Raw genomic sequence first — 16,055 nt, 5'->3', positions numbered from 1 at the left:
TTGTCCCCACCCCTTCGAGTGCAGGGGGTGAACAGAAAGCCTCGCCGCGTGGCCGATCGAGCCTCGTTCACCCGGGTTCGTGCGGCGCGTGTGGTGGTGGTTGGGCGCGCACGTACTGATGCAGTCCCATAGGTACGGCCAAGTCATGCCGAGGTGGTGGCCGGTCGGGACGTGGTCACGTCCCCGGGTGCTCGCCGTCGGGCCGCGCCGCCGTCCCCGGGTGGCGGTCGCCGGGCCGTGCCGCCGCCGTCGGACGGCCGGTGCCGACCGCGACGTCTCCCCGGGTGTTCGCCGTCGCGTCGCCCGGTCGCGTCCTGCGGGTCGGCCGGCTCCGTTCGCCGTCCCCGGGTGCGGACGAAAAAGGGGCCCTCCGCGGTGGAGGACCCCTTCGTGGCTACCCGGGTGGATCAGGGAGCGTGGCGAGCGCGCTGCTTGATCCGCGACGTCAGTTCCTGGACCTGGTCGTAGATCCGCCGGCGCTCCGCCATCTCCTTGCGGATCTTCTTGTCCGCGTGCATGACGGTCGTGTGGTCGCGGCCGCCGAACGTCTGGCCGATCTTCGGCAGCGACAGGTCGGTCAGCTCGCGGCACAGGTACATGGAGATCTGCCGCGCCTGGGCGAGCGCCTTCGTCTTGCCGGGGCCGCACAGGTCGTCGATCGAGACGCCGAAGAACTCCGCGGTGACCGCCATGATCGTCGGAGCGGTGATCTCCGGCGCGTGCGAGTCGGGGATCAGGTCGCGCAGGACGATCTCGGCGAGCTGGATGTCGACCGGCTGGCGGTTGAGCGACGCGAACGCCGTGACGCGGATGAGCGCGCCTTCGAGCTCGCGGATGTTGCGCTCTATGCGGGAGGCGATGAACTCCAGCACGTCGGCCGGAGCCGCGAGCCGGTCCTGGGCCGCCTTCTTGCGGAGGATCGCGATCCGCGTCTCCAGCTCGGGCGGCTGGATGTCCGTGATCAGGCCCCACTCGAACCGCGTGCGCAGGCGGTCTTCCAGCGTCTCCAGCCTCTTGGGCGGCCGGTCGCTCGACACCACGATCTGCTTGTTCGTGTTGTGGAGCGTGTTGAACGTGTGGAAGAACTCCTCCTGCGTACCTTCCTTGCCCTCCAGGAACTGGATGTCGTCGACGAGAAGAACGTCGATGTCCCGGTAGCGGCGCTGGAAGGCGACCTTGCGGTCGTCGCGCAGCGAGTTGATGAAGTCGTTGGTGAACTCCTCGGTCGACACGTACCGCACGCGCATGCCGGGGAACAGGCGCTGGGCGTAGTGCCCGACGGCGTGCAGCAGGTGCGTCTTGCCGAGGCCGCTCTCACCCCAGATGAAGAGCGGGTTGTACGCGCGGGCCGGAGCCTCGGCCACCGCGACGGCCGCGGCGTGCGCGAACCGGTTCGAGGCGCCGATGACGAACGTGTCGAAGTTGTACTTCTCGTTCAGGCGCGTCTGCGACGGCGACGGGTTCGCGGGCCGCGTGTACGGCAGGTTCGCGTTCGGCGTCACGGCGCCCGCCGTGCTGGCGGCGTTGTACGTGGGCCAGATCTCGGAGACGGCGGCGAGCGCGTCGCCGGCCTCGTCCACCTCTTCTTCAGCGCCGTCCGCGGTCGTCCCCTGCGGGTCGTCCGTGATCACGGAGCCGGGCGTGTCGCCGTTCGGGATCACCGGCATGACCGGTGCGACGGGCTGGATGACCTGCTGCTGGATCGCCTGCACGGAGATCGGCGTGGTCGGCGGGCTCACGACGGGACTCACCGGTTCCGGCGAGTCGACCTTCACCGCGAGCGAGACGGACCGGCCGAGCCTGCGGGACAGCGCGTCGGTGATCGGGTCGCGCAACGCGCGTTCGATCGCTTCCTTCGCGAAGTCGCTCGGAGCAGCGAGCAGTGCCGTTCCATCCAGCAAACCGATCGGACGGGTGACCCTCATCCACGCGCGTTGCTGAGGGGACAGGTGGCTGGTCGCCAACTCCTGCACCACCTCGGCCCACACGAGACCAAGATCGACCTGCTGGTTCGACACCTCCGCGCTCCCCTCCCCTCCGCCGGAGCCCAAGACTCCACATGTGGACACGGAGAATAGAGGTATCCACAGAGTTATCCACAACTGTGCACTAAAAGGTGCGTTGTGTTGCCGGTGTGATGGCGGCTCCCACGCCTGCCCGGCAGCGCGAAGGGAGAACGGTAACAAGGTGCGGCACGCCTCACAAGACGTGGTCTGGGGCACCCCGATTTGGTCCCGGCACCCGGGCGTGCGTACCCTCAGAGGAGTCTCCCGCTTGCGACGGGCGCCTTTCGCGCGCCTACGTCCACTGCCGTCGGGGACAACCACTAAGGCTTTGTCAGCAGTGAAGCACCGGGAGACCGACCGTGAGCAAGGGTAAGCGCACCTTCCAGCCCAACAACCGTCGCCGCGCGAAGACGCACGGCTTCCGGCTGCGCATGCGGACCCGTGCCGGCCGCGCCATTCTGGCCGCGCGCCGCAGCAAGGGCCGTGCCACTCTGTCCGCCTGACAGCGGCTGGTAAGCGCAGCGTCGTCGTGCTCCCACCGGCCGCCCGGCTCACCCGCAGCCAGGACTTCGGCCTGGTGGTCCGCCGAGGCCGCCGCGCCGGACGACCCCGGTTGGTCGTCCACGTCTTGAAGCCCGACGTGCCCACCTTGGATTCGTCCAAGGTGGGCTTCGTCGTGAGCAAGGCAGTTGGCAACTCGGTGGTCCGCCACCGCGTGTACCGCCGCCTGCGTCACGTCGTGCGCCCGTCCTTGGCAGAGATGCCGCCGGGAACTCTCGTCGTGGTGCGCGCGTTGGCACCAGCAGCCGAAGCGACGAGCTCGGAGCTCGCCGCTGACTTCTCTTCTGCTCTGCGCAAGGTGCTGCGATGACCACGTTGCCCGCGAAGGTCGCGCTGCTGCCGGTGCACTTCTACCGGAAGTTCATCTCGCCGCTGCTGCCGCCGACCTGTCGCTTCTACCCGAGCTGCAGCGCGTACGCGGTGGAGGCGTTGACAGTCCACGGTGCGCTGCGAGGAACCTGGCTGACCATCCGCCGGTTGCTGCGCTGCGGACCCTGGCACCCTGGAGGCCTGGACCCCGTTCCGCCGAGGCGGCAGGTCCCCGACGTATCCACCGAGGAGTAGCTCCCGTGCTCAACTTCATCTACTACCCGGTGTCCTTCATCTTGTGGTGTTGGCACTGGGTGTTCGGCAAGGTCTTCGGTGAAGCGAGCGGGTTCGCCTGGGCGCTGGCCGTGATCTTCCTGGTCTTCACCCTCCGCGCCATCCTCTTCAAGCCGTTCGTCGGCCAGGTGCGCTCCATGCGGCGAATGCAGGAGTTCGCCCCGGAGATGCAGAAGATCAAGAAGAAGTTCCCGAACGACCGCCAGCGCCAGGCTCAGGAGATGCAGAAGCTGCAGTCCGAGCACGGCGTCAACCCGCTCGGCGGCTGCCTGCCGATGCTGGTGCAGATCCCGGTGTTCATCGGTCTGTTCCACGTGCTGCGGTCGTTCAAGCCCGGCTGGGGCGAGGTCTACTTCTTCGACAAGCAGGGCGTCGACTCGTTCGTCAACGCCAAGCTCTTCGGCACGAACCTCTCGACGTTCATCACGATGCCGGCTGACCAGCTCCAGCAGTACGGCACCGAGCGCCTGAACGTCATCCTGCTGTCGGTGCCGCTGATGATCGTGGCGTCCATCGCGACCCACTTCACGGCCCGTCACTCGGTGGCCCGCCAGAACCAGGCCGCGCTGGACAACCCCCAGACCGCCATCATGAACAAGCTGACGCTCTGGATCTTCCCCCTGGGCGTCCTCGCCGGCGGCTTCTTCTTCCCCGTCGCCATCCTCCTCTACTGGCTGTCCAACAACGCGTGGACGCTCGGCCAGCAGCACTTCGTCTACAAGCGCATCGACGCCGAGGAAGAAGAGAAGAAGGCCACGGTCGTAGAAACCCGCCAGGCCCTCGCCCCCAAGCCGGGCGCCAAGCCAGTCAACCCGAAGAAGCCCGCCCCCGGCGCCAAGCCGGCCAACGGTGCGAAGCGCATGCCGACCGCAGGCCCCACCGGCCCCGCGAAGTCCGCGCCTTCCTCTTCTTCTTCGGACACCGCCGCCACCAACGGCAACACCGAGATCCCCGGCCTGACCCCAGGCCGATCCACCAGCAAGAAGCCGGGCAGCAAGAAGCGCCGCTGATTTCGGGCGCAGCCCGGAGAGGAGAAATCGTGTCGGAGACCTTGCAGGCGACCGACGACGTCGAGGCGTCGTCGGAGGCCTCGGCCGAGACCACGGCAGAGCCGCAGTCGCAGAGCAAGACCGAAGACCTGCTCGTCCAGGAAGGCGACATCGCAGGCGACTACCTGGAGCGCCTGCTCGACCTGCTCGACTACGACGGCGACATCGACCTCGACGTCGAGAGCGGCCGAGCCATCGTCAGCATCGACGGCGGCGAAGACCTCGCCAAGCTGGTGGGCCCCCGAGGCAACGTCCTCGAGTCCCTCCAGGAACTCACCCGCCTGGCAGTCCAGCAGGAAACGGGAGTCCGCTCCCGCCTCATGCTCGACATCGCCCAGTGGCGAGCAGGCCGCCGAGCAGAACTGGCGGAGATGGGCCGCACCACCGCGGAGAAGGTGGCGGCCTCGGGCGAACGAGCCCGCCTCCACCCGATGACCCCCTTCGAGCGCAAGGTCGTCCACGACGCCGTCGCCTCGGTGGCGGGCGTGCACAGCGAGAGCGAAGGCGAAGAGCCGCAGCGCCGGGTAATCATCTTCCCGAAGCCCTAACGCCCGAGCCACAGAACGGCCCCCGGTTCCAGTCGGAACCGGGGGCCGTTCTGCTGTTCGGGGCGCGGGGCGAGAGGGCAGAACACGGGAGGGTCGAAGAGCGGCGGGAGGTGAAGAGGGCGGGACGTGGGAGGGGCGAAGGGTGAGAGGTGAAGGGCGCGGGCGGCGGGCCGACGCGGCGAGCGCGGGCAGGAGGGATAGCGGGGCCGGAGGGATAGCGGGGCCGGAGGGATGGCGGGGCCGGAGGGATGGCGGGGCGAGCGAGGTACAGCGGGAAGGAACCAGGGCGAGAGGCGAGGTGGGCAGGCGGCGCGCGTGGGTGAAGCGGGCGGGACGTGACGACGGTGCGGCGTGGTGAGGACACGGCGCCAGCCGCAGTCGTCAACGCAAGCCGACCACGCACGCAGGCCAGGCGCGAGCTCTCAACCGGACAGCCGTCAACGCAAAGCCAGCCACCTATGGGACCTGGCACGCGATGCCGCAGGCGAGCCCGAACGGGCCAATGCCCGCCACAGAGCCGGTTCCACCGCTCAAGGCGATTGGGGCTTTACCTTGAGGGGGCGGGATGCCAACCTGTCCGGTCCGGCCGGGGCGCTTTCAACCCCGGCTTTTGAAGGCCGCGAACGCATCCCGCCAGAGGCTCAAGGTCAAGCCCCAATCGCACACCCCAGGTCTTTCGTCGAGACCCAACCCGACCACCCTCGCAACGGAAGACGAACTGTGGGACGCGACCAGAGCACCGGTCATGTTCCACGTGAAACCCACCAGTCGCGAAGCCACTCCACCTGCTCCCCCGTATCAGGCGTCACCGACCAAAGGCACAGTCCGATCGGGAATCGGGAAGCACACGTACTGGATCCCGGCGGCAACCACCACCCGCCCCTCCTCCAGCAGATCGCACTCAACCCGCTCCGAGTCAGTCTGAGCAGACACGAGCACATCAACCCCAGCAGAACGGAGAGCGCGAATCTTGCCGACGAGAAGTGACCCACCCGCGGGATGAGCCATCGTCGACACCACCCCAGGACCGGGATGAGCGACGGTGTAGAGCCGAGGCAGCAACTTTCCCCCAAGTTTCACGTGAAACCGCGCTCAGGATTTGGCACGGCACACGGTCGATCCGTCATGATGGTGGTCTGGCATTCGCCAGCTTTTCCACCGGCCGCTAGGACACTGCCGCCGCGTGGTTTCACGTGAAACGCGGACGGAGAACATGGCCGGGGATCTGCCGGGCGGCGCGAAGGTCGTCTTTGGTGAGCACGTTGAGCGCGCCGCTGAGTTTGTCAGGCTGCTGGAGGACCATGGGGTTGAGCGTGGGCTCATCGGTCCTCGGGAGGTCGAGAAGATCTGGGATCGGCACGTGCTCAACTCGGCGGTGATCGAGGAGCTGTTCCGTCCCAACGAGCGCGTGGTGGACGTGGGCTCGGGTGCGGGACTGCCTGGGGTGCCGCTCGCCATCGCGCGGCCCGATCTGCGGATCACGCTTCTTGAGCCGATGGCGCGTCGTATCGCGTGGCTTGAAGAGGTGAAGGAACGGCTCGCGCTCGACAACGTGACGGTGCTTCGCGGCAGGGCCGAGGAGGGGCCGATTCGTAAGCAGCTCCTCAACTGCGATGCGGTCACGGCGAGGGCCGTGGCGCCGTTGGAGAAGTTGGCGCGGTGGTGCCTGCCCCTGCTGAAGGGCGGCGGGCGGATGGTGGCGCTCAAGGGCGAGCGCGCTGAGGAAGAGCTGGAACGCGACGGCGCTGCGGTGGCCAAGGCTGGGGGCGCCAATGCCGAGGTTGTCGTCGTCGGAGCTGACGTACTTGAGGTGCCTACGACGGTGCTCATCATCGAGCGCCAGACGAGGAGGGATCGGTGAGCGTGTACCCGGAGTTTCAGGCCGCGGATGCTGCCGGCAACGCAGCCGGCGCGGCTCGGGCTGCCGATGTTCCACGTGAAACGACGACCTCCAAACCCAAAGCCAAGCCGACCAACAACGGAGATGACAGCGCCGTGGTGTGGACCCCGATTGCAGAAGAGGCGGCTCGTGCGGCAAGTGTGCTGCACCCCGACGAGTCGCTGCTCCCCCGCCCGACTCATCGCCGGGTGATCACCGTCGCCAACCAGAAGGGTGGCGTCGGCAAGACGACGAGCACGGTGAACCTCGCCGCGGCGCTCGCCATCCACGGGCTCAAGACGCTCGTGATCGACCTCGACCCGCAGGGCAACGCCAGCACGGCGCTCTCCGTCGAGCACCGCTCCGGCACGCCGTCCGTCTACGAGGTGCTCATCGGCGAGATCTCCATCGCCGAGGCGGCTCAGGTCAGCCCGACGTCCCCGAACCTCTACTGCGTGCCCGCGACGATCGACCTCGCCGGCGCCGAGATCGAACTCGTCTCGATGGTGGCGCGCGAGTCGCGACTCAAGGAAGCGCTGAGCCCGGAAGCACTCGACCAGTTGCAGCCCGACTACGTGTTCATCGACTGCCCGCCGAGCCTCGGCCTGCTGACGGTCAACGCGATGGTCGCCGCGCAGGAGGTGCTGATCCCGATCCAGTGCGAGTACTACGCGCTGGAGGGTCTGAGCCAGCTGCTGCGCAACATCGAACTCGTGCAGCAGCACCTCAACCCCGACCTCTCGATCTCCACGATCCTCCTCACGATGTACGACGGCCGCACGAAGCTCGCGGACCAGGTGACCAGTGAGGTCCGCGGTCACTTCGGCGACGTCGCCCTCAAGACCGTGATTCCGCGCAGCGTGAAGGTCTCCGAGGCACCAGGATTCGGGCAGACGGTGTTGACGTACGACCCGGGTTCGCGCGGATCGATGAGCTACCTCGACGCCGCGAAGGAGATCGCGATCCGCGGGGCCAAGAGGGAGGGCGCATGACGGAGCAGCGCAAGGGTGGACTCGGGCGCGGCCTGGCCGCACTCATTCCACAGGGGCCGCCGGCCGGCGCGCCCAGCACGATCCGGCCCGCCATGGCCGGCAACGGAGCGACCGCCACCAAGACCCAGCAGCCTGCCGGTGAGGTCGCGGGGGCGGTGTACCGCGAGATCGCGGTCACCGCGATCCGCACGAACGCCAAGCAGCCGCGTCAGGTGTTCGACCAGGATGCGATCGACGAGCTCTCGTTCTCCATCAAGGAGTTCGGGCTCATGCAGCCGATCGTGGTCCGCGAGCTCACCGCGGACACGTTCGAACTCGTAATGGGCGAACGCCGGTGGCGCGCCACGCAGCAGGCCGGGCTCAAGACGATCCCGGCCATCGTCCGGCAGACCGCGGACGACGTCATGCTGCGCGACGCGCTGCTGGAGAACATCCACCGCGTCCAGCTGAACCCGCTCGAAGAGGCGGCGGCCTACCAGCAGCTGCTCGAGGAGTTCGGCGTCACGCACGAGGAGCTCGCCGACCGCATCGGCCGCAGCCGCCCCGTCGTCACGAACACCATCCGGCTGCTGAAGCTCCCCCTCCCCGTCCAACGGCGGGTCGCGGCGGGCGTGCTCAGCGCCGGCCACGCGCGGGCGTTGCTCGGCCTGGACGACCCCGGGACGCAGGAAGACCTCGCGGCACGGATCGTCGCCGAGGGCATGTCGGTCCGCGCGACCGAAGAAGCCGTCACGATCGCCAAGAACGAGAAGCCGAAGAAGGAGAAGGCAGCCCCGCGCAAGCAGATGCACGCGCCCGGTCTGCAGGAGCTCGCCGAGCGCCTCTCCGACAACTTCGACACCCGCGTGAAGGTCGAACTCGGGCAGCGGAAGGGCCGGATCGTCGTCGAATTCGGGTCAGTTGACGATCTTGAACGCATCGTCGGCATGATCAGCCCGAATACGACAATTCGGACATCGGAGTAGGCCCATAGGATCACCCACGGGCCTTATGTCACGGTGACGATGACGCCCCGCATCCGAGAGGATACGGGGCGTCACCTATGTCCGAACGAAAAAGGGCGGCACCGACAACCGTCGGCACCGCCCCAACAACGCGGAAAATCAGCGAGCGACAGCGCGCTCGATCAACCCGGCGTAGATCTCACCCAACGACTGCCCCGCCGCCTCGACCGCCATCGGCAACAAGGACGTCTCCGTCAGCCCCGGCGACACGTTCACTTCGAGGAAGTAGACGGTCCCGTCCGCAGCCACCACCGCGTCGGTCCGCGACACGTCCCGCAACCCGAGCAACCGGTGCGCCGCGACCGCCAGCTCCCCCACCGACTTGGCGGCAGCTGCGTCCAGCCGAGCCGGCGCGTGGAAGTCCGTCAGCCCCGCGGTGTACCGAGCGGTGTAGTCGTACACCCCGCTCTCCGGAACGATCTCCACGGCAGGCAGCGCGTACGGCCCCTCGGGCCCGTCGACCACCGACACCGCCACCTCGACGCCCGAGATGAACTGCTCGGCCAACACGGTGTCCCCGTACGCCAGGCACCCGACCATCGCCGGCGGCAGCTCCGCGGCATCCCGCACGACCTGAGCGCCCAACGCCGACCCACCCTGGTCCGGCTTCAGCATCAGCGGCAGCCCCAGCGTCGAGACCATCGCGTCCAGCACCGGACGAGCACCGAGCTCCCGGAACGTGGCGTGCGGCAGCACGACCCACTCCGGCGTCGCGAGCCCGGCACGCGCCAGCTCCGCCTTCGCGGTCGGCTTGTCCCACGCCCGGCGGCACGCCCGCGAGTCCGTCCCGACGTACGGCACCCCGAACATCTCCAGGATCGCCTGCACGGACCCGTTCTCGCCCTCACCGCCGTGCAACGCCACCACGACGGCATCGGGGCGCGACTCGGTCAGCCGAGTCAGCAACGACGCGTCCGCGTCCCACTCCTCCACCGTCACGCCCACCGACCGCAGGGCAGCCGACAGACGGCGGCCCGACCGGATCGAGACTTCACGTTCGTGGGAGAGCCCACCGGACAGCACAGCGACCATGCGGTCAGCCACAACAAACTCCAAGAATCAGGCGGTGTCAGGCGACGGGGTCTGCGGACCGGACAGCTGACGGCCCGGCGTCGCCCCGAACGTCGCGTGCAGCTGCATCTCTTCCTCGATGACGTTCGCCAGGCGGCGCACGCCCTCGCGGATGCGTTCCGGCGTCGGGTAGCAGTACGAGATCCGCAACTGCCGCGAGCCGAAGCCGTCCGCGTAGAAGCCGGTACCGGACGCGTACGCCACCCGAGCCGTCACGGCACGGGGCAGCATCGCCTTCGTGTCGATCCCCTCCGGGACCGTCACCCAGACGTAGAAGCCGCCATCCGGAATGTTCCACGTGGAACCTTGAGGCATGTGCTGCTCGAGAGCCGAGATCGCGGCATCGCGCCGATCCCGGTACGCCTCGCGGTAGGTCTTGATCTGACCCTTCCAGTCCTGCGTCGACAGGTACCGGGACACGATCATCTGGTTCAGCGTCGGCGGGCACAGCGTGGCCGACTCGGCCGCCAGGACCAGCTTCTCGCGCACGGCGTGCGGCGCCAGCACCCAGCCGACCCGCAGCCCGGCCGCGAACGTCTTCGAGAACGACCCGAGGTACACGACGTTGTCGGGGTCCATGGAGCGCAGAGCGGGGTACGTCTGCCCGTCGAAGCCCAACAGCCCGTACGGGTTGTCCTCCACCACCAGCACGCCGTACGACCGGCAGATCTCCAGGATCTCGGCCCGCCGCGACACCGCCAGCGTCACGCCGGCCGGGTTGTGGAAGTTCGGGATCGTGTAGAGGAACTTCACGCGCTGTCCAGCTCGCTTACAAGCTTCAAGCGCCTCTCGCAGCAACGAAGGCACGAGCCCGTCAGCGTCCATCGCGACGTGCACGACCTGCGCCTGGTAGGCGGTGAACGACCCGAGAGCACCCACGTACGAAGGCCCCTCGGCGATCACCACGTCACCGGGGTCGCAGAAGATCCGGGTGACCATGTCGAGGCCCATCTGCGAGCCCACGGTCACCACCACGTCGTCCGGGTGGCCGTTGATGCCTTCCAACGCCATGACGTCGCAGATCTGCTCGCGCAGCAACGGAACACCGTGCGCCGAGCCGTACTGCAGGGCCACGAGCCCCTCGGACGCCACCAGCTGGCCGATCTCCGCGGACAGCGACTCCAACGGCAGCGCGGCCAGGTGCGGCATGCCGCCGGCCAGCGATACGACCTCTGGCCTGGACGCGACTGCGAAAAGTGCCCGGATCTCCGATGCCGTCATCCCTGCCGTGCGCGCTGCGTAGCGGCGGAGGTGGGGGTCAAGGCTTCTGGGGCCCTGCTTGGCGGGCTGACCGGGCATTGTCATGGGGACTCCTGTATGGGAAATGTCCCGAGCGAGTGTAACCGTCGTCCCGTTCAGGGCACGCGCCTTCCGGGTTCCGTCACATTCGCCTACCCTCGTATGGGTTCACTGTGTGTGCCAAGGGGTGGAGGTCGGGGTGTCGCGACGCGTCGTGGGCGTCACGTTGGACAACCTGGAACATCTGTCCAAGCACAGCAGGACGTGCGTCTTCTGGGAACTTGCTCCTCACCTGCGAGAACAGGCTGAGGAATACGGCGACACCGAGTTCGAGAAGGAAGCCTGGGTCTCCAGCGTCCTGCTCGAATGGGGTTCGTGTGGTCGCCTCATCTACTGCGACGGCATCCCCGCCGGTTCGGTGTTCTACGCACCACCGGCCGCCGTGCCGCGCAGCGCCGCCTTCCCCACCTCCCCGGTGAGCCCGGACGCGGTCCTCATGACGTCGCTGGACGTCCTCCCGGAGTTCCGAGGGGGAGGGCTCGCGCGCGTGCTCGTGCAGGCCGTGGCGAAGGATCTGACGCGTCGTGGCGTGAAGGCCATCGAGGCGTTCGGCGACATGCGCCCGGACGACTCCGAGCCGAGTTGCGTCACGCCGGCGGACTTCCTGACGAGCGTCGGCTTCAAGACCGTGCGCCCGCACCCGCGCTGGCCCCGGTTGCGCATGGAGCTCCGCAGTTCCATCACCTGGAAGGAAGACGTCGAGGCAGCCCTCGAACGCCTCCTCAACAGCGTCACCGTCTCCACCGCGGAACCCAGCTTCCGCCCGGTCTGAGACAGCGAAAAGGCCCCCTCCGCCAACGCGGAGGGGGCCTTTTCGTCAGTCAGAACAGATCAGCTCTTCGACATCTCGTACCGCAGCAGGTCGTTGAACGTGAACGTGCCCGTCGGCTGGTCGTCCTTGCCGAGCAGGTAGAGCCGCTTCACGGCGACGAGGATGCCCTCGGCCACGATGTCGCGGAACCCGGGAGTCGCCAGCCGCGCGCGGTCCTCGGCGTTCGTCAGGTAGCCCACCTCGACGCGGACGGCCGTGCAGCGGGTGAGCCGCAGCAGGTCCCACGACTTGGGGTGCGACCCGCAGTTCGACATCGACGTGCGGGCGGTGACCTCGCGCTGGATGAACCCGGCCAGCGCCTCACCGACAGTCGACGACGTGCCGTTGCCGGTGCCGTAGTGGAACGTCGCCACGCCCTGCGCGTTCGGCGACGAGTTGCCGTCGGCGTGCAGCGACAGGATCAGGTCGGCGCCCGCCTCGTTCGCGAACCGGGCGCGCTCGCCCTCGTCCGGGCAGTTGTCGGGACCGCGCGTGAGCAGGGCCTCCATGCCGGTCGCGGCCATCTTGCCTTCAAGGCGGCGGGCCAGGTCGAGCATCAGATCGGCCTCGGACAGCCCGTCCACGATCACGCCGCGGTCCTGGCCGCCGTGACCGGGGTCGATGACGATCCGCTTGCCGGACAGGCGCGAGCCTGCGCCACGCAGCCGTTCCTGCTCGCGCAGCAGCTGGGGACGGCCACCGCGGACCTTCGGCTGGAGCTGACGCAACGCGCGCACCGTGTCGGGACCGCACATGCCGTCCACGATCAGGCCGTAGTCGCGCTGGAAGTTCCGCAGCGCCTGCTCGGTCTGCTGGCCGAACACGCCGTTCGCGCGCCCGGCGTCGTAGCCGAGCTCCAGCAGGCGTTCCTGCAACGCCAGCACGTCGTCACCGGTCGTCGGCTGCGACATCAGATACGCGAGCGGCCGGTCCCCCAACCGGAACGTCGCGTCGCGCAGCGAACGATAGGTCGCCGGGCCGACGATGCCATCGATGATCAGCCCCCGCTGCTGCTGGAACGCGCGCACTGCGTGCTCGACCTGCTGGTCGAACACCGGCGGCGCCTGTGGGTCGGCCGGCGGAAGCAGTCCGAGCCTGGTCAGGGTCGACCGGATCTCGGCAACATCACTTCCGACGTCCCCGCGGCGGAGCAGCTGCATGCACCCTCGCTCGACTAGGGCGCCGAACCTGGTCGGCGCGTCAGTTGGGAAGTCCTCATTGTGCCCTGCTGCGCTCAGTGATCGATGCAGGGCTACTCACAGTCGTACCGAGATCACCGCCCCGGCACCAAAACGAACGTGACCCGCTCGTCTTATCGATAGACGGGCGGGTCACGTTGCTCGTTGCAAAGGAACTCGTAGCCAATGCAACTTTTTTGTGTCTTAGGCGAGGACGTCCTGCAGGTCGTTCAGCAGCGCGGCCTTGGGCTTCGCGCCGACGATCTGCTTCACCGGGCGGCCGCCCTGGAACAGGATCAGCGTCGGCACGGACATGATCTGGTAGTCGCGGGCGATCGCCTGGTTGGCGTCGATGTCGACCTTGGCGATGGTGATCTTGTCGCCGTGCTCGGCCGCGATCTCCTCCAGCACGGGCGCGACCATCTTGCACGGGCCGCACCAGGTCGCCCAGAAGTCGACCAGCACGGGCTTCTCGCTGGTCAGAACGTCGTCCGCGAACGACTTGTCGGTCACCGTGATGGTGGCGCCTGCCATGTTGCTCTCCCTAAAAGATCTCGCAGAAGGAACTTCAGTTGCTCTTGCCGTAGCCGCCACCGACGGCCTCGGCGGCGATCTCGGCCTGCTCGGTGCCGTGCTCGGCCAGCCACCGTTCCGCGTCGATCGCGGCGCTGCAACCGGAGCCGGCGGCGGTGATCGCCTGGCGGTACTCGTGGTCGACGAGGTCACCGGCGGCGAAGACGCCGTCCAGGTTCGTGTAGGAGGACTTGTCCTTCGTCAGGACGTAGCCCTCCGCGTCCAGGTCGACCTGGCCCTTGACCAGCGCCGAACGCGGGTCGTGGCCGATCGCGAGGAAGAAGCCGGTGACGGGCATCTCGGACTCGGCGCCGGTCTTCGTGTCCTTGATCTTGATGGACGACACGGTGCCGTCCCCCAGCACGTCGGTGACCTGCGTGTTCAGCTGCCACTTGATCTTCTCGTTGGCCCGCGCGCGCTCCAGCATGACCTTCGAGGCGCGGAACTCCTCGCGGCGGTGGATGACCGTCACGGACTTGGCGAAGCGGGTGAGGAACGTCGCCTCCTCCATCGCCGTGTCCCCGCCGCCGACGACCGCGATGTCGTGGTCGCGGAAGAAGAACCCGTCACAGGTCGCACAGGCGGACACACCGCGGCCGAGCAGCTCCTGCTCGCCGGGGATGTCGAGGTACCGGGCCGCGGCGCCCATCGCGAGGATGACGGCCTTGGCCTCGTAGGTGACGCCGTTCGCGACGACCTTCTTGATCTCCCCGGTCAGCTCGACCGAGTCGACGTCCTCGGCACGCAGCTCGGCGCCGAAGCGGGTGGCCTGCTCGCGCATCTGCTCCATGAGCTCGGGGCCCATGATGCCGTCGCGGAAGCCGGGGTAGTTCTCGACCTCGGTCGTCGTCATCAGGGCGCCGCCGTACTGCGACCCCTCGAAGACCAGGGGCTCCAGCTGCGCACGTGCCGCGTAGACCGCAGCGGTGTAACCCGCGGGTCCCGATCCAATGATGATCACGTTGCGCACGCTCACGGCTGATGCAACTCCTCGATCTCGTCGTCTGACTGGCTCAACGGATCGTAGGTGCAGCTAATTCCGTGACTTGAGCGACTACCTCGGTGCGATCAGCTCGTTCGCGAGAACGCCCCCCGGCGCGTCCGGACCGCAGGTCTTGGGGTCGAGCACGACCAGCCTGATCTGGCCGGGTGCGCCACCGGGCAGGATCGCCATGACGGCGTCCTTGCCCTCCAGGTTGATCGGGCTGATGCCGAGCGGCTTGGCCGTGCTGGTGATGCCACCGCCCTGCAGGCACGCGGCCAACCGGTCGGGCGACTCCAGCGGGCCGTAGTTCTGGGCCTTGAGCACCTCGCCGACCGCGGACCCCAGCTCGTTGCGCTGCAGCGACAACGGCGCCGAGGACACGTTCGAGTTCGTGGTGGGGGCGGGCGCGGCGTCACCGGGCGTGTTCGCCTGCTGCCCACCGGGGGCGACGGCGAGCACGATGCCGAACGCGGCCGCGGCGGCCACCAGCACGCCACCGCCGAGGCCTAGCCTGCGGTTGCGGCGCTTGCGCGCGTCGTTCAGCGACACGACCGGGGCGATCCCCGGACGCGCCTCAGCGGCCAGCGCGGCGTCGATCCGCGCGGCCACGTGGTCGGGCATCGGGATGGGGGGAAGCGACTGCAGGTCCTCCAGCGTGGCGTCCAGCGCCCGCAGGATCTCCCGAGCCTCGACATCCGCTTCGACCCTCGGGCGCAGCTGTGCGGCGACCTCAGGGGGCAGCACGCCCGCGTGCAGGTCCGCGATGAGGTCAACCGACCACGGCGGACCCATCGGCACGCGCTCCATGCCGGTCATCGGCCCTCCCACTGACGTTGCTCTTGCACATTCACACCGTCAGCTGGGACGTTCGCATCTGCGATTCGGTTCCTGAGGTGCCCGAGAACTTTGGCGAGCTTGGCGCGACCTCGCGCACACCGGCTCTTGACCGTGCCCTCCGCGATGCCGAGGAGCTTGGCCGTTTCCGCGACCGAGTATCCCTCCACGTCGACGAGCACGATGGGCGCCCTCTGCTCCTCCGGCAGCTCCATCAACGCCTGCTGCACGATCAGGCTGGTCTCGCGGTCGCTCATCGCGTCTCGGGGCGCGACGGGCTCGCCAGGACCGGCCTCGGGCAGAGGCACTGTCGGTCTTGTTTGTCGGCGTCTCATCCGATCGAGGCACGCGTTGACCACGATCCGGTGAAGCCAGGTGGTGACCTGTGACTCCGCGCGGAACGACGAGGCGGCGCGGAAGGCCGAGATGAACGCCTCCTGCAGCGCGTCCGCGGCCTCTTCGGGGTCACGCAGCGTGCGCAACGCCACCGCCCACATCCGGTCGCGGTGCCGTTTGACCAGCTCCGAGAACGCGTAGGGGTCACCTGCGGCGTGGGCCGAGATGAGGTCGGCGTCCGAGCTGGCTGCGGCGGTCACGGGAGGAACCATAGCGAGGGTGATCACAGATCACCCGGACAGGTCTACCCAGCGTGGCTGAGTAGA

The 16,055-nt window shown here is 68.2% G+C and carries 17 protein-coding genes; 9 read left to right on the top strand and 8 right to left on the bottom strand.

Annotated elements, in window-relative coordinates; genetic code table 11:
• Window positions 1-407: 407 nt before the first annotated feature.
• Window positions 408-2,018, bottom strand: coding sequence for a chromosomal replication initiator protein DnaA (gene dnaA / locus ACFWNN_RS19660; RefSeq protein ID WP_382441340.1), 1,611 nt, complete (start codon window positions 2,016-2,018; stop codon window positions 408-410).
• Window positions 2,019-2,365: 347 nt separating this feature from the next.
• Between dnaA and rpmH the strand changes: the two genes are divergently transcribed.
• From rpmH to ACFWNN_RS19620, 8 genes are all read left to right on the top strand, one after another.
• Window positions 2,366-2,509 (top strand): 50S ribosomal protein L34, encoded by a 144-nt coding sequence (gene rpmH, locus ACFWNN_RS19655; RefSeq protein ID WP_030465619.1) that lies wholly within the window; start codon window positions 2,366-2,368, stop codon window positions 2,507-2,509.
• 26 nt (window positions 2,510-2,535) lie between these two features.
• A complete protein-coding gene (rnpA, locus tag ACFWNN_RS19650; protein ID WP_382441339.1) occupies window positions 2,536-2,877 on the top strand; it encodes a ribonuclease P protein component in 342 nt (113 codons plus the stop codon).
• Window positions 2,874-3,131 (top strand): membrane protein insertion efficiency factor YidD, encoded by a 258-nt coding sequence (yidD, locus tag ACFWNN_RS19645; protein WP_030480223.1) that lies wholly within the window; start codon window positions 2,874-2,876, stop codon window positions 3,129-3,131. The genes rnpA and yidD overlap by 4 nt, the downstream gene beginning before the upstream one ends.
• A gap of 5 nt (window positions 3,132-3,136) precedes the next feature.
• A complete protein-coding gene (yidC, locus tag ACFWNN_RS19640; RefSeq protein WP_382441338.1) occupies window positions 3,137-4,180 on the top strand; it encodes a membrane protein insertase YidC in 1,044 nt (347 codons plus the stop codon).
• A gap of 29 nt (window positions 4,181-4,209) precedes the next feature.
• A complete protein-coding gene (locus ACFWNN_RS19635; protein ID WP_382441337.1) occupies window positions 4,210-4,767 on the top strand; it encodes a protein jag in 558 nt (185 codons plus the stop codon).
• Between the two features lie 1,213 nt (window positions 4,768-5,980).
• On the top strand, window positions 5,981-6,628 hold the full coding sequence (rsmG, locus tag ACFWNN_RS19630; protein WP_382441336.1) for a 16S rRNA (guanine(527)-N(7))-methyltransferase RsmG: 648 nt from the start codon (window positions 5,981-5,983) through the stop codon (window positions 6,626-6,628).
• 134 nt (window positions 6,629-6,762) lie between these two features.
• Window positions 6,763-7,638: a ParA family protein gene (locus ACFWNN_RS19625; protein ID WP_285637585.1), complete on the top strand. Its 876-nt coding sequence runs from the start codon at window positions 6,763-6,765 to the stop codon at window positions 7,636-7,638.
• Window positions 7,635-8,603 (top strand): ParB/RepB/Spo0J family partition protein, encoded by a 969-nt coding sequence (locus ACFWNN_RS19620; protein WP_382441335.1) that lies wholly within the window; start codon window positions 7,635-7,637, stop codon window positions 8,601-8,603. The genes ACFWNN_RS19625 and ACFWNN_RS19620 overlap by 4 nt, the downstream gene beginning before the upstream one ends.
• A 138-nt stretch (window positions 8,604-8,741) precedes the next feature.
• On the opposite strand, the gene ACFWNN_RS19615 is transcribed toward ACFWNN_RS19620, so the two are convergent.
• Both ACFWNN_RS19615 and ACFWNN_RS19610 read right to left on the bottom strand, forming a co-directional pair.
• Entirely contained in the window at window positions 8,742-9,686 is a 945-nt protein-coding gene (locus ACFWNN_RS19615; RefSeq protein WP_382441334.1) for a D-alanine--D-alanine ligase, read from the bottom strand.
• A gap of 15 nt (window positions 9,687-9,701) precedes the next feature.
• Entirely contained in the window at window positions 9,702-11,018 is a 1,317-nt protein-coding gene (locus ACFWNN_RS19610; RefSeq protein WP_382441333.1) for a PLP-dependent aminotransferase family protein, read from the bottom strand.
• A gap of 133 nt (window positions 11,019-11,151) precedes the next feature.
• Between ACFWNN_RS19610 and ACFWNN_RS19605 the strand changes: the two genes are divergently transcribed.
• The gene (locus ACFWNN_RS19605) at window positions 11,152-11,784 is read left to right on the top strand and encodes a GNAT family N-acetyltransferase (RefSeq protein ID WP_285636554.1); all 633 of its coding nucleotides are present in this window, start codon (window positions 11,152-11,154) and stop codon (window positions 11,782-11,784) included.
• Window positions 11,785-11,843: 59 nt separating this feature from the next.
• Here ACFWNN_RS19605 and ACFWNN_RS19600 read toward each other — a convergent pair whose 3' ends face one another.
• The 5 genes from ACFWNN_RS19600 to sigM all read right to left on the bottom strand — a co-directional run bounded on the left by ACFWNN_RS19600 (window position 11,844) and on the right by sigM (window position 15,989).
• Complete coding sequence (locus ACFWNN_RS19600; RefSeq protein WP_382441332.1) at window positions 11,844-12,983, bottom strand: N-acetylmuramoyl-L-alanine amidase; 1,140 nt, start codon at window positions 12,981-12,983, stop codon at window positions 11,844-11,846.
• Between the two features lie 222 nt (window positions 12,984-13,205).
• Window positions 13,206-13,535: a thioredoxin gene (gene trxA, locus ACFWNN_RS19595; RefSeq protein WP_382441331.1), complete on the bottom strand. Its 330-nt coding sequence runs from the start codon at window positions 13,533-13,535 to the stop codon at window positions 13,206-13,208.
• A gap of 34 nt (window positions 13,536-13,569) precedes the next feature.
• On the bottom strand, window positions 13,570-14,550 hold the full coding sequence (gene trxB / locus ACFWNN_RS19590) for a thioredoxin-disulfide reductase (protein WP_382441330.1): 981 nt from the start codon (window positions 14,548-14,550) through the stop codon (window positions 13,570-13,572).
• A 78-nt stretch (window positions 14,551-14,628) separates the two neighbouring features.
• On the bottom strand, window positions 14,629-15,375 hold the full coding sequence (locus tag ACFWNN_RS19585; RefSeq protein ID WP_382441329.1) for a hypothetical protein: 747 nt from the start codon (window positions 15,373-15,375) through the stop codon (window positions 14,629-14,631).
• The gene (gene sigM, locus ACFWNN_RS19580; RefSeq protein WP_065915504.1) at window positions 15,372-15,989 is read right to left on the bottom strand and encodes an RNA polymerase sigma factor SigM; all 618 of its coding nucleotides are present in this window, start codon (window positions 15,987-15,989) and stop codon (window positions 15,372-15,374) included. The genes ACFWNN_RS19585 and sigM overlap by 4 nt, the downstream gene beginning before the upstream one ends.
• Window positions 15,990-16,055: the final 66 nt, after the last annotated feature.

It is taken from the genome of Lentzea sp. NPDC058450 (assembly GCF_042721395.1).
Lineage (GTDB): Bacteria > Actinomycetota > Actinomycetes > Mycobacteriales > Pseudonocardiaceae > Lentzea.
The sequence above is the reverse complement of the archived record's forward strand: the minus strand, read 5'-3'. Positions and strand labels throughout refer to the sequence as shown.

Bases quoted from the DNA above. Each gene is read 5' to 3' on its own strand.
- yidD (WP_030480223.1), top strand. From the start codon at position 2,874: ATGACCACGTTGCCCGCGAAGGTCGCGCTGCTGCCGGTGCACTTCTAC.
- ACFWNN_RS19610 (WP_382441333.1), bottom strand. From the start codon at position 11,018: ATGACAATGCCCGGTCAGCCCGCCAAGCAGGGCCCCAGAAGCCTTGAC.
- trxA (WP_382441331.1), bottom strand. From the start codon at position 13,535: ATGGCAGGCGCCACCATCACGGTGACCGACAAGTCGTTCGCGGACGAC.
- ACFWNN_RS19600 (WP_382441332.1), bottom strand. From the start codon at position 12,983: ATGCAGCTGCTCCGCCGCGGGGACGTCGGAAGTGATGTTGCCGAGATC.
- ACFWNN_RS19620 (WP_382441335.1), top strand. From the start codon at position 7,635: ATGACGGAGCAGCGCAAGGGTGGACTCGGGCGCGGCCTGGCCGCACTC.
- rsmG (WP_382441336.1), top strand. From the start codon at position 5,981: ATGGCCGGGGATCTGCCGGGCGGCGCGAAGGTCGTCTTTGGTGAGCAC.
- ACFWNN_RS19585 (WP_382441329.1), bottom strand. From the start codon at position 15,375: ATGACCGGCATGGAGCGCGTGCCGATGGGTCCGCCGTGGTCGGTTGAC.